This window comes from Kitasatospora sp. NPDC059812, from assembly GCF_042732075.1.
Lineage (GTDB): Bacteria > Actinomycetota > Actinomycetes > Streptomycetales > Streptomycetaceae > Kitasatospora.
The window spans coordinates 54951-77230 of the sequence record NZ_JBHWIO010000016.1 but is presented as its reverse complement, the minus strand read 5'-3'; the positions used below and the strand labels follow the sequence as shown (position 1 = coordinate 77230).

18 protein-coding genes are annotated in these 22280 nt (G+C 70.7%); 15 read left to right on the top strand and 3 right to left on the bottom strand.

The features are described from left to right. Positions 1–74 precede the first annotated feature (74 nt). The 3 genes from metH to ACFV6D_RS11475 all read left to right on the top strand — a co-directional run bounded on the left by metH (position 75) and on the right by ACFV6D_RS11475 (position 6410). The gene (gene metH, locus ACFV6D_RS11485; protein WP_380559360.1) at positions 75–3581 is read left to right on the top strand and encodes a methionine synthase; all 3507 of its coding nucleotides are present in this window, start codon (positions 75–77) and stop codon (positions 3579–3581) included. A 154-nt stretch (positions 3582–3735) separates the two neighbouring features. Next, entirely contained in the window at positions 3736–4437 is a 702-nt protein-coding gene (locus tag ACFV6D_RS11480; protein WP_363583916.1) for an HAD family phosphatase, read from the top strand. A 353-nt stretch (positions 4438–4790) separates the two neighbouring features. After that, complete coding sequence (locus ACFV6D_RS11475; RefSeq protein WP_380342759.1) at positions 4791–6410, top strand: ABC transporter substrate-binding protein; 1620 nt, start codon at positions 4791–4793, stop codon at positions 6408–6410. 99 nt (positions 6411–6509) lie between these two features. Here ACFV6D_RS11475 and ACFV6D_RS11470 read toward each other — a convergent pair whose 3' ends face one another. Next, positions 6510–7181, bottom strand: coding sequence for a response regulator transcription factor (locus ACFV6D_RS11470; protein WP_063346919.1), 672 nt, complete (start codon positions 7179–7181; stop codon positions 6510–6512). Further along, positions 7181–8089 (bottom strand): RecB family exonuclease, encoded by a 909-nt coding sequence (locus tag ACFV6D_RS11465; RefSeq protein WP_063346918.1) that lies wholly within the window; start codon positions 8087–8089, stop codon positions 7181–7183. Before ACFV6D_RS11465 ends, ACFV6D_RS11470 begins: the two co-directional genes overlap by 1 nt. Positions 8090–8257: 168 nt before the next feature. Here ACFV6D_RS11465 and ACFV6D_RS11460 point away from each other — a divergent pair, with 168 nt between their 5' ends. The 3 genes from ACFV6D_RS11460 to ACFV6D_RS11450 all read left to right on the top strand — a co-directional run bounded on the left by ACFV6D_RS11460 (position 8258) and on the right by ACFV6D_RS11450 (position 11214). After that, positions 8258–9478 (top strand): site-2 protease family protein, encoded by a 1221-nt coding sequence (locus ACFV6D_RS11460; protein ID WP_063346917.1) that lies wholly within the window; start codon positions 8258–8260, stop codon positions 9476–9478. Positions 9479–9523: 45 nt separating this feature from the next. Then, entirely contained in the window at positions 9524–10483 is a 960-nt protein-coding gene (locus tag ACFV6D_RS11455; RefSeq protein WP_063346916.1) for a tRNA (adenine-N1)-methyltransferase, read from the top strand. Positions 10484–10608: 125 nt separating this feature from the next. Beyond that, positions 10609–11214 (top strand): hypothetical protein, encoded by a 606-nt coding sequence (locus ACFV6D_RS11450; protein WP_079135481.1) that lies wholly within the window; start codon positions 10609–10611, stop codon positions 11212–11214. Between the two features lie 13 nt (positions 11215–11227). Here the strand turns inward: ACFV6D_RS11450 and ACFV6D_RS11445 are convergent, their stop codons facing one another. Next, positions 11228–11533, bottom strand: a complete 306-nt coding sequence (locus ACFV6D_RS11445) for a ferredoxin (RefSeq protein ID WP_063346915.1) — start codon at positions 11531–11533, stop codon at positions 11228–11230. Between the two features lie 285 nt (positions 11534–11818). Between ACFV6D_RS11445 and arc the strand changes: the two genes are divergently transcribed. The 9 genes from arc (at position 11819) to ACFV6D_RS11400 (ending at position 22219) form a co-directional block, all read left to right on the top strand. After that, positions 11819–13585, top strand: coding sequence for a proteasome ATPase (arc, locus tag ACFV6D_RS11440; protein WP_063346914.1), 1767 nt, complete (start codon positions 11819–11821; stop codon positions 13583–13585). A gap of 230 nt (positions 13586–13815) precedes the next feature. After that, positions 13816–15327, top strand: a complete 1512-nt coding sequence (gene dop / locus ACFV6D_RS11435) for a depupylase/deamidase Dop (RefSeq protein ID WP_380559358.1) — start codon at positions 13816–13818, stop codon at positions 15325–15327. Positions 15328–15501: 174 nt separating this feature from the next. Further along, positions 15502–15720 (top strand): ubiquitin-like protein Pup, encoded by a 219-nt coding sequence (locus ACFV6D_RS11430; RefSeq protein WP_031069167.1) that lies wholly within the window; start codon positions 15502–15504, stop codon positions 15718–15720. Positions 15721–15883: 163 nt separating this feature from the next. Continuing rightward, positions 15884–16726 (top strand): proteasome subunit beta, encoded by an 843-nt coding sequence (prcB, locus tag ACFV6D_RS11425; protein WP_380342771.1) that lies wholly within the window; start codon positions 15884–15886, stop codon positions 16724–16726. Positions 16727–16757: 31 nt separating this feature from the next. Continuing rightward, entirely contained in the window at positions 16758–17513 is a 756-nt protein-coding gene (prcA, locus tag ACFV6D_RS11420; protein WP_063346912.1) for a proteasome subunit alpha, read from the top strand. 121 nt (positions 17514–17634) lie between these two features. Continuing rightward, positions 17635–18996, top strand: coding sequence for a Pup--protein ligase (gene pafA / locus ACFV6D_RS11415; protein ID WP_063346911.1), 1362 nt, complete (start codon positions 17635–17637; stop codon positions 18994–18996). A gap of 136 nt (positions 18997–19132) precedes the next feature. Beyond that, positions 19133–20119, top strand: coding sequence for an FKBP-type peptidyl-prolyl cis-trans isomerase (locus ACFV6D_RS11410; protein WP_380342776.1), 987 nt, complete (start codon positions 19133–19135; stop codon positions 20117–20119). A 242-nt stretch (positions 20120–20361) separates the two neighbouring features. Then, entirely contained in the window at positions 20362–21672 is a 1311-nt protein-coding gene (locus ACFV6D_RS11405; protein WP_079135480.1) for an FKBP-type peptidyl-prolyl cis-trans isomerase, read from the top strand. 163 nt (positions 21673–21835) lie between these two features. Beyond that, a complete protein-coding gene (locus ACFV6D_RS11400; RefSeq protein ID WP_063346909.1) occupies positions 21836–22219 on the top strand; it encodes an FKBP-type peptidyl-prolyl cis-trans isomerase in 384 nt (127 codons plus the stop codon). The last annotated feature ends 61 nt before the right edge of the window (positions 22220–22280 follow it).

The following is a 22280-nucleotide window of genomic DNA, read 5'->3' as shown; positions in this document are numbered from 1 at the left end:
GATACCCTGGCCACGTGCGGGCCCGAGTAAGCGGGCCCGCAAAGCCGACAGCCGTCGCACCAGGGAGAAGCCCCATGGCCACTGCAGCCAATCCGTCCATCACTCAGCAGAGCCGCGCGAACGCGTTGCGTGAAGCGCTCGCCACCCGGGTGGTGGTCGCCGACGGTGCGATGGGCACCATGCTCCAGGCACAGGATCCGACGCTGGAGGACTTCCAGAACCTGGAGGGCTGCAACGAGGTCCTCAACGCCACCCGGCCCGACATCGTGCGCTCCGTCCACGAGGCCTACTTCGGGGTCGGCGTGGACTGCGTCGAGACCAACACCTTCGGCGCCAACTTCTCCGCACTCGGCGAGTACGAGATCGCGGAGCGCATCTTCGAGCTGTCCGAGTCGGGCGCCCGGATCGCCCGCGAGGTGGCCGACGCCCACGCCGCCGACGGCCGCACCCGCTGGGTGCTCGGCTCGATCGGCCCCGGCACCAAGCTGCCCACCCTCGGCCACGCCCCGTACGAGACGCTGCGCGACGGCTTCCAGCAGAACGCGGCCGGCCTGATCGCCGGAGGCGCCGACGCGCTGCTGGTCGAGACCAGCCAGGACCTGCTGCAGACCAAGGCCGCCATCCTGGGCTCCAAGCGCGCCCTCGCCGAGGCCGGGCTGGACCTGCCGGTGCTGGTGCAGGTGACCGTGGAGACCACCGGCACCATGCTGCTCGGCTCCGAGATCGGCGCGGCGCTGACGGCCCTGGAGCCGCTCGGCGTCGACTACATCGGCCTCAACTGCGCCACCGGCCCGGCCGAGATGAGCGAGCACCTGCGCTACCTGGCCAAGAACGCGCGGATCGGCCTGTCCTGCATGCCGAACGCGGGCCTGCCGGTGCTCGGCAAGGACGGCGCCCACTACCCGCTCTCCCCGTCCGAACTGGCCGACGCGCACGACGTGTTCACCCGTGAGTACGGCCTCTCGCTGGTCGGCGGCTGCTGCGGCACCACGCCCGAGCACCTGCGCCAGGTGGTCGAGCGGGTGCAGGGCCGGCCGGTCACCCCGCGCACCCCGCAGCCGGAGTCCTCGGCGTCCTCGCTGTACCAGGCGGTGCCGTTCCGCCAGGACACCTCGTACCTGGCGATCGGCGAGCGCACCAACGCCAACGGCTCGAAGAAGTTCCGCGAGGCGATGCTGGCCGGCGACTGGCAGGCCTGCGTGGAGATCGCCCGTGAGCAGATCCGGGACGGCTCGCACCTGCTGGACCTGTGCGTGGACTACGTCGGCCGCGACGGCGTCGCCGACATGAAGGAGATCGCCGGCCGGCTGGCCACCGCCTCCACCCTGCCGATCGTGCTGGACTCCACCGAGCCGCAGGTGCTGCGGGCCGGCCTGGAGGCGCTCGGCGGCCGCGCGGTGCTCAACTCGGTCAACTACGAGGACGGCAACGCCCCGGACTCGCGCTTCGGCCGGATCGCCTCGCTGGCCCGCGAGCACGGCGCCGGCCTGATCGCGCTGACCATCGATGAGGAGGGCCAGGCCCGCACCGCCGACAAGAAGGTCGAGATCGCCGAGCGGCTGATCACCGAGCTGACCGCCGACTACGGCGTCGACGAGGGCTCGATCCTGGTGGACTGCCTCACCTTCACCCTGGCCACCGGCCAGGAGGAGTCCCGCCGGGACGGCATCGAGACCATCGAGGCGATCCGCGAGCTCAAGCGCCGCCGCCCGGCCGTGCAGACCACGCTGGGCCTGTCCAACATCTCCTTCGGCCTCAACCCGGCCGCCCGGGTGGTGCTGAACTCGGTCTTCCTGCACGAGTGCGTGGAGGCCGGCCTGGACTCGGCGATCGTGCACGCCTCCAAGATCCTGCCGATCTCCCGGATCCCCGAGGACCAGCGCGAGGCCGCCCTCGACCTGGTCTACGACCGCCGCCGGGACGGCTACGACCCGCTGCAGCACCTGCTGGAGCTGTTCGACGGCGTCTCCTCGGCCTCGGTCAAGGCGTCCAAGGCGGAGGAGCTGGCCGCGCTGCCGCTGGACGAGCGCCTGCAGCGCCGGATCATCGACGGCGAGCGCAAGGGCCTGGAGGCCGACCTGGACGAGGCGCTGGCCGGGCGGCCCGCGCTGGAGATCATCAACGACACCCTGCTGTCCGGCATGAAGGTGGTCGGCGAGCTGTTCGGCTCCGGCCAGATGCAGCTGCCCTTCGTGCTCCAGTCCGCCGAGGTGATGAAGACCGCGGTGGCCCACCTGGAGCCGTTCATGGAGAAGTCCGACAGCGAGGGCAAGGGCACCATCGTGCTGGCCACCGTCAAGGGCGACGTCCACGACATCGGCAAGAACCTGGTGGACATCATCCTGTCCAACAACGGCTACAACGTGGTCAACCTGGGCATCAAGCAGCCGGTCTCGGCGATCCTGGACGCCGCGCAGGAGCACAAGGCGGACGTCATCGGGATGTCCGGCCTGCTGGTGAAGTCCACCGTGATCATGAAGGAGAACCTGGAGGAGCTCAACCAGCGCAAGCTGGCCGCGAGTTACCCGGTGATCCTGGGCGGCGCCGCGCTCACCCGGGCCTACGTCGAGCAGGACCTGCACGAGATCTACGAGGGCGAGGTCCGCTACGCCCGGGACGCCTTCGAGGGGTTGCGGCTGATGGACGCGCTGATCGCGGTCAAGCGCGGCGTGCCCGGCGCGAGCCTGCCGGAGCTCAAGCAGCGCCGGCACGCCCGGGTCGAGGTGGTGGAGGAGCCGGAGGTCAACCTCGGCCAGATCCGCTCGGACGTCACCGTCGACAACACCGTGCCGACCCCGCCGTTCTGGGGCGACCGGATCGTCAAGGGCATCCCGTTCGCCGACTACGCCTCCTGGCTGGACGAGGACGCGCTGTTCAAGGGCCAGTGGGGCCTGAAGGCGGCCCGCAGCGGCGAGGGGCCCTCGTACGAGGAGCTGGTGGAGACCGAGGGCCGGCCGCGGCTGCGGATGTGGCTGGACCGGCTGCAGACCGAGGGCTGGCTGGAGGCGGCCGTGGTCTACGGCTACTACCCGGCCAACTCCAAGGGCGACGACCTGATCGTCTTCCACGAGGACGGCACCGAGCGCACCCGCTTCACCTTCCCCCGCCAGCGGCGCGGGCGCCGGCTCTGCCTGGCCGACTTCTTCCGCCCGGAGGAGACCGGCGTGCGGGACGTGGTCGGCCTCCAGGTGGTCACCATGGGCAACCGGATCTCGGAGGCGGCGAACGAGCTGTTCGCCGACAACTCCTACCGCGACTACCTGGAGCTGCACGGCCTGTCGGTGCAACTGGCCGAGGCGCTGGCCGAGTTCTGGCACGCCCGGGTCCGCTACGAGCTGGGCTTCTCCGGCGAGGACCCGCAGGACGTCAAGGACATGTTCGCGCTCAAGTACCGGGGCGCCCGCTTCTCGCTCGGCTACGGGGCCTGCCCGGAGCTGGAGGACCGCGCCAAGATCGCCGAGCTGCTGAAGCCCGAGCGGATCGGCGTGGTGCTCTCCGAGGAGTTCCAGCTGCACCCGGAGCAGTCCACCGACGCGATCGTCATCCACCACCCGGAGGCGAAGTACTTCAACGCCCGGTAACCCGGGCGCCTCGTTCCGTTCGCTCTTTTCGGGCGAACCGGGCGTATCCTGGATGATCCTGAACGGGCCGGTCCGCTCACCAGCGGGCCGGCCCGTGCCATCCCCGGGGGGTGCTCGAACGCGCCCGGGGGGTACCGACGGAAGGACTCCCGCCATGACCACCTCCACCGCCGCCCGGATCCTCGACCACGGGGACGGCCGCGGCTTGCAGGCGGTGCTGCTGGACATGGACGGGACGCTGGTGGACACCGAGGACTTCTGGTGGCAGGCCGAGGTCACCCTGTTCGCCGAGCTGGGCCACGCGCTGACCGACGAGGACCGGGCCCAGGTGGTCGGCGGTCCGATGACGCGGGTGATCGACTACCTGGTCGGCACCACCGGGGTGGACCTCGCCCCGGCGGACCTGACGGTGCTGATCAACCAGCGCTTCGTCGACCTGCTGGCGGGCGGCGTGCCGCTCATGCCGGGCGCCGAACGCCTCCTCAACACCCTGGCCGCGCACGGGATTCCGGCCGTCCTGGTGACCGCCTCGCACCGGCACGTGGTGGACATCGTGCTGCGCTCGCTGGGCTCCCACCACTTCGCCTTCACGGTCGCGGGGGACGAGGTGCCGCGCACCAAGCCGCACCCGGACCCGTACCTGGAGGCGGCCCGGCGGCTGGGCGCGGACCCGGCCCGCTGCGTGGTGGTCGAGGACGCGCCGACCGGGGTGCGGGCGGCCGAGGCGGCGGGCTGCCCGGTCGTCGCGGTGCCCTCGGTGGCGCCGATCGAGCCGGCCCCGGGGCGGCTGGTGCGCTCCTCGCTGGAGCAGGTCGATCTTGAACTGCTGCGCTCGCTGGTCGCTTCGCGGGTGTGATTGTCATCTCATTGCGAGGGTGCTCTACTCGCCGGTAAGCGGCCGGATCCAGCCACCGCCGACGGCCGCCCGGGGAGAAAAAGGGCATTGCCTGACAACTCGTCGGGTGTTTCGCGATGCCCTCAACCACCGTGTCCCAAACGTCATCTGCACGGGTATCGGTCGTGCGTGTTCGATATGGCACGCTACTTCAGTTCGTTCCCCTCCCTCGCGCCCTGCCACCGCCGACGACGGGCAACCCCGTCCCGCCCGCGGTCGTACGGGCGCCAGGCCCGCGCACGCCTTCCGCACCGGGAGCGCCCTCGACGCGGGCCGCCGGCCCCGGTCGGACCGCACCCAGAAGGACGCGCCCCGTGAAGACTTCAGCTGAACGCCTGGCAGCACTCGGCTGCGCCGGTCTTGTCGCCGTGACGGCGGCAGGCTGCGGATCGGTCACCGACGCCGTCAAGGGGGACGGCGGCAAGGCGATCGTCATGGGCACCACCCAGCTCACCGGTGTGCTGGACCCGGCCGCCGCCTACGACTCCGGCTCCTGGCTGCTGCTGCGCAACACCTTCCAGTCGCTGCTCACCTTCCCGGCGGCCTCCAGCGCCCCCTCCCCGGACGCCGCGCAGTCCTGCGAGTTCACCGCGGGCGACGCCACCCAGTACCACTGCACCATGCGGACCGGCCTGAAGTTCTCCAACGGCCACCCGCTGACCGCGGCCGACGTGGTGTTCTCGATCGAGCGCACCAAGAAGATCAACGACCAGAACGGCGCGGCCCCCCTGCTCTCCTCGATCAGGAGCGTCGAGGCCAAGGGCGACACCGAGGTGGTCTTCCACCTCTCCACGCCCGACGCCACCCTGCCGGCCAAGCTGGCCGGCCCGGCCGGCGCCATCCTCGACCACCAGGCCTACCCGGCCGACAAGGTCGTCCCCAACGACAAGCTGATCGGCTCCGGCCCGTACCGCTTCGAGACGGTCGAGGTCATGGGCGGCAACGGCGACACCGCCAAGCAGCTGGGCAAGGTCGTCCTGGTGCCCAACGACAAGTACAGCGGCGAGGCCAAGCTCCGGAACAGCAAGTTCACCATCCGGTACTTCGACAAGCCCGCCGACCTGAAGGCCGCGCTGGACAAGGGCGACGTCGACCTCACCGACAACAGCCTGGACCCGAACACCGCCGCCCAGATGCACTCCGACCAGCAGGGCGGCAAGACCGACCTCCAGGTCGTCGAGGGCGACAGCAACGACACCCGCTCGCTGGTCTTCAACACCAAGGACCCGGTCGCCGGCAACGTCGCCGTCCGCCAGGCCGCCGCCCAGCTGCTCGACCGCAAGTCGCTCGCCCGCGACGTCTTCGCCCGGACCGTCCAGCCGCTGTACGCGATGGTCCCGGCCGGCGTCACCGGCCACACCACGGCCTTCTTCGACCGCTACGGCGACCAGGACAGCGGCAAGGCCAAGAAGATCCTCACCGACGCCAAGGTCCAGCTCCCGGTCAAGCTCACCCTCACCTGGTCGCGCTCGCGGGCCGGCAGCGCCGAGCCCGAGACCCTGAAGAAGCAGCTGGAGGCCGGCGGCCTGTTCCAGGTGACCGTCCAGACGGAGCCGGACTGGGACAAGTACCGGGCCGGCTGGTCCGAGGGCCGCTACCAGGCGTACCTCATCGGCTGGTTCGCCGACTACCCGGACCCGGACAACTACATCGCCCCGCTGCTCATCGACGGCGGCGCGTACCACCACGGCTGGGACGACCCGCGGATCAGCCAGAAGCTGGTGCCGGACGGCCTCAAGCAGGCCGACCGCAGCGCCGCGGTGGCCGGCTACGCCCAGATCCAGCAGATCGTCGCCGAGAACGCGCCGCTCATCCCGCTGTACCAGAACAAGGGCTTCTTCGCGTCGCGTTCGTACATCACCGGCGTCGAGTCGACCATCGACACCACCGGCGTGTTCCGCTTCTGGGAGATCAGCCGCAGCGCCGGCAAGTAGGCGACCGGACGACACCCCTCAACACGGCGGCCCGCCCGCCTTCCCCCTGGGTGCACGGGGAAGGCGGGCGGGCCGTCGGCACGTTCGGCCGGACAGGGCCTACAGGGCGCCCGGGCGCACCAGCCCGCTCTCGTACGCGTACACCGCCGCCTGCACCCGGTCGCGCAGCTGGAGCTTGGTCAGCACATGGCCGACGTGCGTCTTCACGGTGGTCTCGCTGACGAACAGTTCGGCCGCGATCTCCGCGTTCGAGAGCCCGCGTGCCACCAGCTTCAGCACCTCCAGCTCACGCTCGGTCAGCGCGCTCAGCGCCTGCGGCGGCGCCTCCTCGCCCGAGGGCAGCTTGGTGGCGTACATGTCCAGCAGCCGGCGGGTGATGCTCGGCGCCAGCATCGCCGCGCCGTCCGCCACCACCCGGATCGCCTGCACCAGTTCCTCCGCCGGGACGTCCTTCAGCAGGAAGCCGCTGGCGCCCGCACGCAGCGCCTCCACCACGTACTCGTCCAGGTCGAAGGTGGTCAGCACCAGCACCTTGGCCGGGCCGTCCCGACCGGGGCCGGCGATCCTGCGGGTCGCCTCGACGCCGTCCATCCTGGGCATCCGGATGTCCATCAGCACCACGTCGGGCTGCAGCGCCCGCACCTGGTCCAGCGCCTGCTGACCGTCGCCGGCCTCACCGACCACGACCAGGTCGGACTCGGCCTCCAGGATCATCCGGAAACCGGTGCGCAGCAGCGGCTGGTCGTCGACCAGCAGCACTCGGATCGTCACTAGGACTCCTTGCTCATCTGATCCCCCGTGGGATCGTCTTCGTCAGACGTACGCGACAGCGGCAGCGGGTACGGCGGGGGAGTGCCGCCGAACTCCGGGCAACTGGCCTGGTGGTCGCACCAGTCGCAGAGGCGGTTGCGGGTCGCCGGGAACTCCCCGGTGGCCACCGCGTGGGTGATCCGCTCCCAGAGCGCCCGCAGCTTGCGCTCCACCGCGAGCAGGTCGGCCTCGTCCGGGTCGTAGCTGACCACGTCCCCGCCCCCGCCGAGGTAGACCAGCTGGAGCCGCTTGGGGACGACGCCCTTCCAGCGCCACACCACGAGCGCGTAGAACTTCATCTGGAACATCGCCTTGCCCTCGAAGTCCCGCGAGGGCGCCCGGCCGGTCTTGTAGTCCACCAGCCGGACCTCGCCGCTCGGGGCGACGTCCACCCGGTCGATGTAGCCGCGCAGCAGCAGCCCCGACTCCAGGGCCGTCTCCACGTACAGCTCGCGCTCCACCGGGTGCAGCCGGGTCGGGTCCTCCAGCCGGAACCACTGGCCGACCAGCTTCTCGGCGTCCGCCAGCCAGCGGGCGAGCGCCGCGCCGTCCGGATCGTCCGGGAACAGCGAGCCCAGCTCCGGGCGCTCGCCCAGCAGCCGCTCCCACTGCGGGCGCAGCAGGCCCAGCGCCCGCTCCGGTGTCCGCTCGGTCGCGGGGCTGTCGAAGAGCCGCTCCAGCACCGCGTGCACCAGCGTGCCCCTGGTCGCCGCCGCGCTCGGCGGCTCGGGCAGCCGGTCGATCACCCGCAGCCGGTACAGCAGGGGACAGGTCAGGAAGTCCCCCGCCCGGGACGGGGACAGGCCGGTCGGGGGCGCCGCCGGGCGCGCCGGGGCCCCGGCGGCGCTGGTGGTGTCGGTCTGCTGCATGCCTCCGACCCTATTGCCCTTCGCTGTCATCCTGCTGCCACGGTGCTGCCACACCGCGCGGCACAGTGGGTATGAAGCCTGACAGAGGGCCGCACGCCACCGGAGGGCCGCGATCACGTAGCGTGGGCGCACCGGGGCACGACGGGGCAGACGACCGAAGGGATCACGGTGAGCGACAGCAGGGGGCAGCAGACCTCCGACCAGCCACCGCAGGACGACGGCGGCCGCCCGGCAGGGCGACCGCCGAGGCCGCCCGAGCGCGGCAGCGGCCTCCTGGTGGGCCGCCCCTTCGGCGTGCCCATCTACGTGACCCCCTCCTGGTTCGTCATCGCCGCGCTGATCACCTGGGTGTTCGGCGGCCAGCTCGGCGACGTCCTGCCGGACCTCGGCGCCGCCCGCTACCTGCTCGCGTTCTTCTTCGCGGTCGCCTTCTACGCCTCCGTCCTGGTGCACGAGCTCGCTCACACCCTGGTCGCGCTGCGCTACAGGCTCGGTGTACGGCGGATCCAGCTGCAGTTCTTCGGCGGCGTCTCCGAGATCGAGAACGAGGCCGAGAGCCCGTGGCGCGAGTTCTGGCTGGCCTTCGTCGGCCCGCTGCTCTCGCTGGTGCTCGGCGGCGTGTTCTACCTCGCGATGCAGGCCGTGGAGCTCTCCACGGTGCCCGGGGTGCTGCTCACCGGGCTGATGGTCTCCAACCTGGTGGTCGCCGCGTTCAACCTGCTGCCCGGCCTGCCGCTGGACGGCGGCCGGATGCTGCGCGCGGTCGTCTGGGCGATCAGCGGCAAGGCGATGACCGGCACGGTCGCCGCCGCCTGGGTCGGCCGGGCGCTGGCCGTCGTGGTGCTGATCGGCCTGCCGCTGTTCAGCGCCGCCCGCGGGATCGAGCGCACCACGACCGACACCCTGGTGGACGCGGTGCTGGCCGCCGTCCTCGCCGCGATCATCTGGAACGGCGCCACCGGGAGCCTGCGCAACGCCCGGCTCAAGGAGGTGCTGCCCGGCCTGCGGCTGCGCGAGCTCGCCCGCCGGACCGTCGAGGTCACCGCCGACACCCCGCTCGGCGAGGCGCTGCGCCGGGCCCGCGAGGCCCAGGCCGGCGCGGTCGTGGTGGTGGACGGCCGGGGCGACCCGATCGGCATCGTCCGCGAGTCCGCCGTCCGCGCGGTGCCCGAGCACCGCCGCCCGTGGGTCGCCGTCGGCCCGCTCGCCCGCGACCTCGAACCCGGCCTGCGGCTGGACGCCGACCTCGGCGGCGAGGACCTGCTGCGCGCCGTCCAGGCGACCCCGGCCGGGGAGTACCTGGTGGTCGAGGCGGACGGCCGGGTGTTCGGCGTCGCCGCGCTCACCGACATCGAGCAGCGCCTCACCGCCGCCGTCGCCGGCCGGTGATCACTCTGGTCGGGCGGACCGTCCGCTTCCCTTAGGATTGACCGCATGTCCGAACCGACCGGTGCCACCCGCCGACGCGGGCCCTTCCAGGTCGGGGACCAGGTCCAGCTGACCGACCCCAAGGGCCGCCACTACACGTTCACGCTCCAGGCCGGGAACCAGTTCCACACCCACAAGGGTGCGTTCCCGCACGACGAGCTGATCGGCGCCCCCGAGGGCACGGTCGTGCGCACCACGGGGAACGTCCCGTACCTCGCGCTGCGCCCCCTGCTCCCCGACTACGTCCTGTCCATGCCGCGCGGCGCCGCCGTGATCTACCCCAAGGACGCGGGGCAGATCCTGGCCATGGCCGACATCTTCGCCGGCGCCCGCGTCGTCGAGGCCGGTGTCGGCTCGGGCGCGCTCTCCACCTACCTGCTGCGCGCCGTCGGCGACACCGGCATGCTGGCCTCGTACGAGCGCCGGCAGGACTTCGCCGACATCGCCAAGGGCAACGTCGAGCGCTACTTCGGCGGGCCGCACCCGGCGTGGAAGCTCACCGTCGGCGACCTCCAGGACAACCTGGTCGAGGCCGACGTCGACCGCGTCATCCTCGACATGCTCGCCCCCTGGGAGTGCCTGGACGTCGCCTCCAAGGCGCTCGTCCCCGGCGGCCTGATCTGCTGCTACGTGGCCACCACCACGCAGATGTCCAAGACCGTCGAGGCACTGCGCGACCACGGCACCTTCACCGAGCCGCAGGCCTGGGAGACCATGGTCCGCACCTGGCACCTGGAGGGCCTGGCCGTCCGCCCGGACCACCGGATGATCGGCCACACCGGCTTCCTGCTCACCGCCCGCCGCCTCGCCGACGGCGTCGAGCCGCCGCTGCGCCGCCGCCGCCCGGCCAAGGGCGCGTACGGCGAGGACTACGACAACGGGGGCTCGGAGTCGACTCTGCGGGAGCGCGCCGCGGCCCGTGCCGCGGCCCGCGCCGTCGAGACCGAGCAGCCCGACCTGGGCTGACCGGGATCGCTTCCCAGGGGTGGTACGAGCCTGCTCGTGCCACCCCTCGGCATTTCGGCCGCCGGCGTGTGGGACGATGCTCGCGCACGCAGACCAGCTCCTGGGAGCACTGGAGGGGACGCCTGGTGGAGACCGCGGTCGGGACGACGGCTGGACAGCAGACACCGCGGGGCCGCACCGGGCCCGGGCACGCGCGCACCGCCCCCTGGCACTGGGCCCTGGCCCTGGCCGGCTGCGGCGCGGTGGTGGCCTCGGCCCTCGCCGCCGGCCCCGCGACCGGCACCCCGGTGCCCCTGCACGGCACTCCCAAGGCCCTCGGGGCGAGCGCCGCCCCCGACCCGGCCAAGGCCCAACTTCCGCTCGACTGCGGCCCGTTCCCGGTCGCGACGGCCATCAGCATGCCAGCCGACCTGGGCGACGGGCGGCCCGGCACGGTCGTCGCCGCGCACTGCGCGGCCGAGAACGGCACGCCGCCGGACGCCGTCTACCTGCTCGGCTTCGGCCCGGGCGAGCGCCCGGTGGTGCTGGCCACGCTCCTCTCCGAGCGCGAGAACCTCACCCTCGGCCGGCTCGCGCTGCGCTCCGACGGCGCCATCACCGGTCACGCGCAGGGGTATTCGAGCGACGAGGTGCCGCGCTTCCGCCCTGACATCTCACTCGACCTCACCTGGATGCGCAAGGGCGGCGGCTGGGAACGCTCCCAGACCGCCGCCCCGGTCAGCCAGACCTGAGGGGGAGGACGCGTCAGTCCGCGTCCGGCCCGTACACCTCGACCCGGTCGGTGACCCGGCGCACGTGGATGCAGTCGCCGGGGCACTCCTTCGCCGAGTCCACCACGTCCTGAAGGATCGTCAGCGGCACCGGGGCGGTCTGCCCGGGCTGCTGGCGCAGCTCGTCGTCCGGCCCCTTCACGTAGGCGAGGCCGTCGATGTCCAGCTCGAAGACCTCGGGTGCGTACTGCACGCAGATGCCGTCGCCGGTGCACAGATCCTGGTCGATCCACACCTCCAGCTGTTCGGCCGCCGTGGCCGTCTGCTCGGTTACCGACATGGTCCCCTGCCGTTTCTGTCCCGGGTCGCCCCTTTTCCGGGGGCAATCCCGCCATTCGTACAACGATCGGACCCAGGTGCCCGGTCGCGATCGGATATCACTTCGCTCGACGATACATCTGGCCCGCTTTGGGTGGTGAGCGGTGGGTATCCCCTTAGCAGAGGGGAAGCACGCTGGGGCGAAGATCGGACACGCCCGTTCCATCTTTCTTGATCTAGGGGTTTACGGACCCCTGGTCCCAGGTAGGGTCTGGAAGCGTCCAGCTCCCCGGAGGAGGTGAGGACCGTGGCAGCCCACGATGACGACTACAACCGCAGCACCGGCAGGCCCGCTCGTGGTTCCGACGAGGCCGCTCAGGTCTCGTTCCTTGAGCAGGAAATCGCTGTGCTGCGCCGCAAGCTCGCCGACTCGCCGCGCAATTCGAGGATCCTCGAAGAGCGGATCGTCGAGCTCCAGACCAACCTGGCCGGAGTGTCCGCCCAGAACGAACGGCTCGCCTCCACCCTGCGAGAGGCCCGCGACCAGATCGTGGCCCTCAAGGAGGAAGTGGACCGGCTGGCACAGCCCCCGGCCGGGTTCGGCACCTTCCTCGAGGCCAACGAGGACGGCACCGCCGACATCTTCACCGGGGGGCGCAAGCTCCGCGTGAACGTCAGCCCCAACGTCGCCCTCGACGAACTGCGGCGTGGCCAGGAGGTGATGCTCAACGAGGCCCTCAACATCGTGGACGCGATGGCCTTCGAGCGCATCGGCGAGATCGTCACCCTCAAGGAGATCCTCGAGGACGGCGAACGCGCCCTGGTCGTCGGCCACACCGACGAGGAGCGGGTGGTGCGCCTCGCCGAACCGCTGCGCGAGCTCACCATCCGGGCGGGGGACGCCCTGCTGCTGGAGCCCCGCTCCGGCTACGTGTACGAGGTCGTGCCGAAGTCCGAGGTCGAGGAGCTGGTCCTCGAAGAGGTCCCGGACATCGACTACCGCCAGATCGGCGGACTGAGCAACCAGATCGAGCTGATCCGGGACGCGGTCGAGCTGCCCTACCTGCATGCCGACCTCTTCAAGGAGTACGAGCTGCGCCCGCCCAAGGGCGTGCTGCTCTACGGCCCGCCCGGCTGCGGCAAGACGCTGATCGCCAAGGCGGTCGCCAACTCGCTGGCCAAGAAGGTCGCCGAGGTCACCGGACGCCCCCAGGGGAAGAGCTACTTCCTCAACATCAAGGGCCCCGAACTGCTCAACAAGTACGTGGGCGAGACCGAGCGGCAGATCCGCCTGGTCTTCCAGCGGGCCCGGGAGAAGGCGAGCGAGGGCACGCCCGTCATCGTCTTCTTCGACGAGATGGAGTCGCTGTTCCGCACCCGCGGTTCCGGCGTCAGCTCGGACGTGGAGAACACCATCGTCCCGCAGCTGCTCGCCGAGATCGACGGTGTGGAGGGCCTGGAGAACGTCATCGTCATCGGCGCCTCGAACCGCGAGGACATGATCGACCCGGCGATCCTGCGGCCCGGCCGCCTGGACGTCAAGATCAAGATCGAGCGCCCGGACGCCGAGGCCGCGAGGGACATCTTCTCCAAGTACCTCAAGGAGTCGCTGCCGTTCCACCCGGACGACCTCAAGGAGCACGACGGCTCCCTGGGCACCACGGTGGCCGCGATGATCCAGTCGGTCGTGGAGCGGATGTACTCCGAGACCGAGGAGAACCGCTTCCTGGAGGTCACCTACGCCAACGGTGACAAGGAGGTCCTGTACTTCAAGGACTTCAACTCCGGCGCGATGATCCAGAACATCGTCGACCGCGCGAAGAAGATGGCCATCAAGGACTTCCTCGACCACGGTCAGCGCGGTCTGCGCGTCTCCCACCTGCTCGCCGCCTGCGTGGACGAGTTCAAGGAGAACGAGGACCTCCCGAACACCACCAACCCGGACGACTGGGCCCGCATCTCCGGCAAGAAGGGCGAGCGGATCGTCTTCATCCGCACGCTGGTCACCGGCAAGCAGGGCGCCGAGTCCGGCCGCTCGATCGACACTGTCGCCAACACGGGGCAGTACCTGTAAGCACACGGTGAGACCGGGCCGCCCGGCGGTCCCCGGAACAGCACGCACCCCGTCCGGCTGTGGCGCCTCGCGGCCCCGCAGCCGGACGGCGCGTCTCGGGGTCCGCCCGTCGGTGCCGGGTTCTAGGCTCGACCCACCGATCGCGGGCAGAACGCCGGCGCCGGTGTTGTTCAGCGGTACGTCGGCGTGCTCCGCCCGTGGGGGGCGGCGCACCGGGCAAGGAGGGCCGCATGACCGTACGGCGCGTGATGGGCATCGAGACCGAGTACGGGATCTCCGTGCCCGGGCACCCCAACGCCAACGCCATGCTCACCTCGTCCCAGATCGTCAACGCGTACGCGGCGGCGATGCACCGGGCGCGGCGGGCCCGCTGGGACTTCGAGGAGGAGAACCCGCTGCGTGACGCCCGGGGCTTCGACCTGGCGCGCGAGGTGGCGGACGCCAGCCAGCTGACCGACGAGGACATCGGCCTGGCCAACGTCATCCTCACCAACGGGGCCCGGTTCTACGTGGACCACGCGCACCCCGAGTACAGCTCGCCAGAGGTCACCAACCCGCGCGACGCCGTGCTCTGGGACAAGGCCGGCGAGCGGATCATGGCCGCCGCCGCGCAACGCGCGCTGGAACTGCCCAACGGGCAGAACATCCACCTGTACAAGAACAACACCGACAACAAGGGCGCCTCCTACGGCACCCACGAGAACTACCTGATGAAGCGGGCGACGCCGTTCGCCGACATCGTCCGCCACCTCACCCCGTTCTTCGTCTCCCGCCAGGTGGTCACCGGCGCCGGCCGGGTCGGCATCGGCCAGGACGGTTCGACGCACGGCTTCCAGATCAGCCAGCGGGCCGACTACTTCGAGGTCGAGGTCGGCCTGGAGACCACGCTCAAGCGCCCGATCATCAACACCCGGGACGAACCGCACGCCGACGCGGAGAAGTACCGCCGGCTGCACGTGATCATCGGGGACGCCAACCTCTCCGAGATCTCCACCTACCTCAAACTGGGCACCACCTCACTGGTCCTGTCGATGATCGAGGACTCCTTCATCGCCTCCGACCTCGCCGTCGACCAGCCGGTGCGCACCCTGCACCGGGTCTCCCATGACCCCACGCTCAAGCACCTGATCACCCTGCGCAACGGGCGCAAACTCACCGCCGTCCAGCTCCAGCTGGAGTACTTCGAGCTGGCCCGCAAGTACGTCGAGGACCGCTACGGCACCGACGCGGACGAGCAGACACTGGACGTGCTGGCCCGCTGGGAGGACGTCCTCGGCCGGCTGGAGCGCGATCCGATGTCGCTCTCCCGGCAACTGGACTGGATCGCCAAGCGGGAGATCCTGGAGGGCTACCGCAGCCGGGACGCCCTGGGGTGGGAGAATCCGCGGCTGCACCTGGTCGACCTCCAGTACAGCGACGTACGGCCCGACAAGGGCCTCTACAACCGGCTGGTGGCCCGCGGCCGCTTCGAGCGGCTGGTGACCGAGGCGGAGGTCGAGCGGGCCGTCTCCAAGCCCCCGGAGGACACCCGGGCGTACTTCCGCGGGCGCTGCCTCGAGCAGTACGCCGACCACGTCGCCGCGGCCTCCTGGGACTCGGTGATCTTCGACCTGCCGGGCCGGGACTCGTTGCAGCGGGTGCCCACGCTGGAGCCGCTGCGGGGCACCCGCAACCACGTCAAGGAGCTGCTGGACCGCTGTCGCACCGCGGAGGACCTGCTGCGGGTCCTCTCCGGCGGGTAACTTTTCGATCACCATGGGTGAACGTCCGCCGAATGGGAATCATCCGGGGTGGCAGCGGGTGTTGGACAGGAAGCGCCACCGGCAAACCGGGAGCGGCAGTCGCACCTTGTGTATAGGGTCGGTGCAGCAAGCAACGACCAAACCGTGCCAGAAGAATCGAGCGGGGTGAGGGAAATGGCGAGCAAGGACACCGGCGGCGGCCAGCAGCGGGCGAACCGCTCCTCCGAGGAGGTCGAGGAGCAGGCCGCGGAAACCCAGAATTCCGACGACCTCAAGGAGCGCCAGGAAAAGCTGAGCGACGACGTCGACGCGGTGCTGGACGAAATCGACGAGGTCCTCGAGTCGAATGCGGAGGATTTCGTCCGCGGATTCGTGCAGAAGGGCGGGCAATAGCCCGTCCCCGGTATTCGGGAATTCACGGTCGAGACCGTCGAGGGCGGTCGGGCGGCGAGGGCCGCCCGGCCGTCCGGCACCGGCCCCCTGCGCGCGTGGACAGTGATCTCCGGGCGGGTAGGGTGCGGGCAACGCGAGCTTCAAGCTACCTGGAAGGAATCGTGTGGAAGCCAACACTCGTGGCACCGGGCGTCTACCGGCTGCCTTCCTGACCCCGGGGTCCTCCTCCTTCGTGGACTTCCTCGCCGAGCACCGGCCGGAGCTGATCCCCGGCCACCGCGGGCTCCCCGCGGGGGCCGTGATCGAGGCCCCGCACGGGACCACCATCGTGGCCGCGGTGTTCGACGGCGGCGTGGTGATCGCCGGTGACCGCCGGGCGACGATGGGCAACGTGATCGCCCAGCGCGACATGGAGAAGGTGTTCCCGGCCGACGAGTACAGCGCGGTCGGCATCGCCGGCACCGCCGGCCTCGCCATCGAGATGGTCCGGCTGTTCCAACTGGAGCTGGAGCACTACGAGAAGATCGAGGGCGCGGTGCTCTCGCTGGAGGGCAAGGCCAACCGGCTCACCGCCATGATCCGGGGCAACCTGGGCATGGCGATGCAGGGCCTGGCGGTCGTCCCGCTGTTCGCCGGCTACGACCTGGACCTCGGCCGCGGCCGGATCTTCAACTACGACGTCACCGGCGGGCGTTCCGAGGAGCGCGGCTTCGCCGCCACCGGCTCGGGCTCGGTCTTCGCCCGCGGCTCGATGAAGAAGCTCTACCGCGACGGCCTGACGGCCGACCAGGCCGCCACACTGGTCGTCCAGGCGCTGTACGACGCGGCCGACGACGACTCCGCCACCGGCGGCCCCGACCTCGCCCGCAAGATCTTCCCGATCGTCTCGCTGATCACCGAAGAAGGCTTCCGCCGGCTCACCGACGCGGAGGTCACCGAGATCGCGGTCGCGATCACCGACGAGCGCCGCTCGCACCCCAACGGCCCGCAGGCCCCGCTGCTCTAGCCATCACCTCTCAGGAAAGGGACGACCGCCGGTGTCGACACCGTTCTACGTCTCGCCCCAGCAGGCCATGGCGGACCGCGCGGAGTACGCCCGCAAGGGCATCGCGCGCGGCCGCAGCGTGGTCGTGCTCACCTACGCCGACGGCATCGTCTTCGTCGCGGAGAACACCTCCAGAGCGCTTCACAAGGTCTCCGAGATCTACGACAAGATCGCCTTCGCGGCGGTCGGCCGCTACAACGAGTTCGAGAACCTGCGCATCGGCGGCGTCCGCTACGCCGACCTGCGCGGCTACTCCTACGACCGGGCCGACGTCACCGCCCGGGGCCTGGCCAACGTCTACGCCCAGACGCTCGGCACCATCTTCTCCTCGGTCGGCGAGAAGCCCTACGAGGTCGAGCTGATCGTGGCCGAGGTCGGCCGCACCGCGGACGAGGACCAGATCTACCGCCTCACCCCGGACGGCTCGATCGTCGACGAGAAGAACTACGTCGTGGTCGGCGGCAACGCCGACTCGATCGGCAACTACCTGGGCCAGCGCCACCAGGCCGGGATGGGCCTCACCGAGGTGGTCCGGGCCGCCGTGGACTCGCTCGCCCGCGACCCCAACGGCGGCAGCCCGCGCGCCCTCACCCCGGAGCAGCTGGAGGTGGCCGTCCTCGACCGCCAGCGGTTCCAGCAGCGCAAGTTCAAGCGCATCCTGGGCAACCAGCTCGCCCGGCTGCTCGACGGCGACCAGTCCGCCGAGTCGGACGACGAGGACAACCCGGCGGACACCGCGCCGGAGTAGCAGTGCCTGCGGAGTCCCGTACGGCGGCCGGAAGGAGGCCGTACGGGACTCCGGTGCCCCTGCGGCGGCCCAGTCGTCGTGGAGGCGGTTTCGGACAGCTCCGACACAGAATGGAGTGCTCATGGACCGCCGGATTTTCGGGCTGGAGAACGAGTACGGCGTGACCTGCACGTTCCGCGGGCAGCGCAGGCTGTCGCCGGACGAGGTGGCGCGGTACTTGTTCCGCCGGGTCGTCTCCTGGGGCCGCAGCAGCAACGTCTTCCTGCGCAACGGCGCCCGGCTGTACCTCGACGTCGGCTCCCACCCCGAGTACGCCACCCCCGAGTGCGACGACGTGACCGAGCTGGTGACGCACGACAAGGCGGGCGAGCGGATCCTCGAAGGACTCCTGGTCGACGCCGAGCGGCGGCTGCACGAGGAGGGCATCGCGGGGGACGTCTACCTGTTCAAGAACAACACCGACTCGGCCGGCAACTCCTACGGCTGCCACGAGAACTACCTGGTGGCCCGGCACGGCGAGTTCTCCCGGCTGGCCGACGTGCTGATCCCCTTCCTGGTGACCCGCCAGCTGATCTGCGGCGCCGGCAAGGTGCTGCAGACCCCGCGCGGCGCGGTCTACTGCGTCAGCCAGCGCGCCGAGCACATCTGGGAGGGCGTCAGCTCCGCCACCACCCGCTCCCGCCCGATCATCAACACCCGCGACGAGCCGCACGCGGACGCCGAGCGCTACCGCCGGCTGCACGTGATCGTCGGCGACTCCAACATGTCGGAGACCACGACGCTGCTCAAGGTCGGCGCCACCGACCTGGTGCTGCGGCTGATCGAGGCCGGCGTGGTGATGCGCGACCTCACCCTGGAGAACCCGATCCGGGCGATCCGCGAGGTCAGCCACGACCTCACCGGCACCCACCAGGTGCGGCTCGCCAACGGGCGCGAGGCCAGCGCGCTGGACATCCAGGAGGAGTACTACACCAAGGCGCTGGAGTTCGCCGACCGCAAGGGCATCAACACCGGCACCATCGGCCAGGTGCTCGAACTGTGGGGCCGGACCCTGGAGGCCGTCCGCACCGAGAACCTGGACCAGGTGGCCACCGAGATCGACTGGATCATGAAGTACAAGCTCATCGAGCGCTACCGCGAGAAGCACCAGATGAGCATGTCCAACCCGCGGGTGGCCCAGATCGACCTGGCGTACCACGACATCCACCGCCGGCGCGGCCTGTTCTACCTGCTCCAGGGCAAGGGCCAGGCGAAGCGGGTGACCACCGACCTCAAGACCTTCGAGGCCAAGTCCATCCCGCCGCAGACCACCCGGGCCCGGCTGCGCGGGGACTTCATCCGCCGGGCGCAGGAGCAGCGCCGGGACTTCACGGTGGACTGGGTGCACCTGAAGCTGAACGACCAGGCGCAGCGCACGGTGCTCTGCAAGGACCCGTTCCGCTCGGTGGACGAGCGGGTGGAGAAGCTGATCGCCGGGATGTGACCCCCGCAGGGGATCCCAGGTTTGTGATCAAGGCGGTGTCCGGCCCCGGTGGTGTCTACCGGGGCCGGACACCGTCCGGGCATACGCTGTCCGTCGAAGTCAGGAGAGCCGACCTCGATCGACAGTTAGGACCACCGTGCGCCGCACCGCCGGTTTGCTACTCACCCTGCCCCTGCTGCTGGCGGTCGCCTGCAGCAGTTCGCCCAAGGCGGCCGGCCCGGCGACTCCGTCCGCGGCGAGCGCGCCTCCGACGGTGCCCGCGCCGGTCGGCGAGGCGTCGCCGATGCCCACGCTCTCGGAGGGCGGTTTCGGCAGCAAGGCCACCATCACCCTCCCGGAGGGCCAGCCCGGCGGCCAGTTCGTGGTGAACACCGTCAGCGAGGGCGAGCGGTCGACGGTCAACAAGGGCGACTGGGTGACGGTCAACTACACGGCGAAGGACTGGACCACCGGCAAGGACCTGCCCAGCTCGTACGACCCGAGCGGGAAGCCGCAGCTCTACCAGGCCGGCAGCGGACAGCTCGTGCCGGCGCTGGACCAGAGCGTGATCGGCAAGAAGGTCGGCAGCCGGCTGCTGGTGGTCGCCCCGCCGGCGGCGGCCTTCGGCGAGCAGGGCAGCACCCAGCTCGGCGTCAACAAGGGCGACACCGTGGTGTTCGTCCTGGACATCATGGAGAGCCTGCCGCAGGACTCCACGCTGACCGGCGCCATGACCCCGCCGCCGGCGACGATGCCGCAGGTCAAGGACAACGGCAAGGCCCCGGTGGCGATCACCGTGCCGGCCGGGCAGGCCGCGCCCACCGACCTGGAGCAGGCGGTGCTGATCAAGGGCGAGGGCAAGCAGGTCAAGAGCGGGCAGACCCTGGTGGTGCAGTACACCGGGGTGCTCTGGAACAACGGCCAGCAGTTCGACTCCTCCTGGACGCACGGGGGCGCGCAGGCGGTGCAGATCGGCACCGGCAGCGTGATCGAGGGCTGGGACAAGGCGCTGGTCGGCCAGACCGTCGGCAGCCGGATCCTGCTCGTGGTGCCGCCCGCGCTCGGCTACAAGGACCAGGCGCAGGGCTCGGTGCCGCCCAACTCGACGCTGGTCTTCGTGATCGACATCCTGGAAGCTGTTTAGGGAAGCCAGGGAAGCGGTTTAGGGCGGACACGCTCTAGGAAGTCCCCCCGGGGATTCCGTACGCTTGGGCGGACGCTCGTACAACGAAGCGTCCGCCCTCATCCTGAGCTGTCATACTGCCCTCGCACTGTGGCAGGCGCCGCCCGGCGTCGAGGTCCGGGGCGGACGGTGCGACGGCAGACCGGCAGTCAGCACGCCGGTCGCAGACCTGGAAGACCTCGTGGCGAGATGGATGGGGAGTCATGACTGAGAAGACGCCGAGCCCGGGCGGGGCCGACACCGCGGCGAACGACAGCTCCGCGGGTGACCCGGCCGCCTCGCGTCCCGGCGGCCCGCTCCCGGGGGACGGCGAGTCGATCGTCGTCCCGCCGTCGATCCTGAAGCAGCAGGCCGGCTGGGCGCAGCCCGGCGAGCAGCCGCGGGCCTCGGGCGGGACCAAGACGGACGACACCCCGCAGATCTTCGCCTCCACCGTGCGTCGGGGCGACACCTCGGAGGCCGGGTACGACGAGAACCCGCCCGGGGTGGGCCGGCTGGGCGTGATCCTCGGCACGGTGCTGACCTTGCTGCTGGCCGGCAGCGCCGTGACGCTGTACCTGGTGAACAAGGACGGCAAGTCGGACACCGCCGCCAAGCCGGACGCCGCCAAGAGCGCGCCGCCCACGCCGACCGCCGACCCGGTGCCGCCGATCAAGGACAGCGCCAAGGTGCTGCCCACCGTCACCGGTGACTTCGGCAAGAAGGCCGAGATCCAGGTGCCGGGCGAGGCCTCCGACGGCTCCTTCGTGGTGAAGGTGCTGACCGAGGGCACCGGCCCCAAGGTGGACAAGAACTCCTGGACCTCGGTGGACTACACCGCCAAGGACTGGACCACCGGCAAGGACATCCCGAGCTCGTACGACAACAACGGCAAGCCGCAGATCTTCCAGGCCGGCACCGACGCGCTGATCCCGGCGCTGGACCAGGCCGTGGTCGGGAAGAAGGCCGGCAGCCGGGTCCTCGTGGTGGCCCCGCCGGCCGCCGCGTTCGGATCCCAGGGCAAGGCCGACATGTCGATCGGGGCGAAGGACGACCTGGTCTTCGTGATCGACATCCGCAACGCCAACGCGCCCGACTCCGTGGTGAGCGGCACCGTCACGCCGCCGCCCGCGGACTTCCCGCAGGTCAAGGACAACGGCAAGAAGCCGGCCGAGATCACCCCGGTGGCCGGCGCGAAGGACCCGACCGAGCTGAAGTCGCACGTCCTGATCAAGGGCACCGGGCCGGCGGTGGAGAAGGGCGAGAAGGTCGTCGTCCAGTACACCGGCGCGCTGTTCAAGGACGGCAAGATGTTCGACTCCTCGCTCAGCAAGGGCCAGGCGTTCTCCTTCCCGGTCGGCGGTGGCCAGGTCATCCAGGGCTGGGACCAGGGGCTGGTGGGCCAGACCGTCGGCAGTCGGGTGGAACTGGTGATCCCGGCCGCGCTGGCGTACGGCGACAAGGGCCAGGGCGACATCCCGCCGGGCGCACCGCTGGTCTTCGTGGTGGACATCCTGGACGCCGGTCAGGGCTGATCCACTTTCGGGTGACAATGGTGTGCGTGTGACCTTCAGGTCCGGCCGCGTGGCCGGACCACCCCGGGCGGTGGGCGCCCGTACCGTGGTCCGGGAACGGACCGGGGGTGCGGGCGCCCGCCGCTTGGTCGTGACTGCAATGCGAAACGTGAGAAGAGGGACTGTGAGCGTCAACCTCAACGAGAAGCCCGAGATCGACTTCCCGATCGGCGACGCCCCGGCGGACCTGCAGATCCGCGACATCGTCGTCGGTGACGGCGATGAGGCCAAGTCGGGCCAGGTCGTCAAGGTCCGCTACGTCGGCGTGACCTTCGAGACCGGTGAGGAGTTCGACTCCAGCTGGAACCGGGGCACCGCCCCGTTCTCGTTCCCGCTGGGCGCCGGCCGCGTCATCAAGGGCTGGGACCGCGGTGTCGCAGGCATGAAGGTCGGCGGCCGCCGCGAGCTGACCATCCCGTCGCACCTGGCCTACGGCAACCAGTCGCCGACCCCGCTCATCCCGGCGGGCTCGACCCTGATCTTCGTGGTCGACCTGATCGGCGTCTGAGTCGTTCCACACCGTGGGGGGGGCGCGCAGGCGGGGGGCGGGGGCGGGGAGGGGGGGGCGC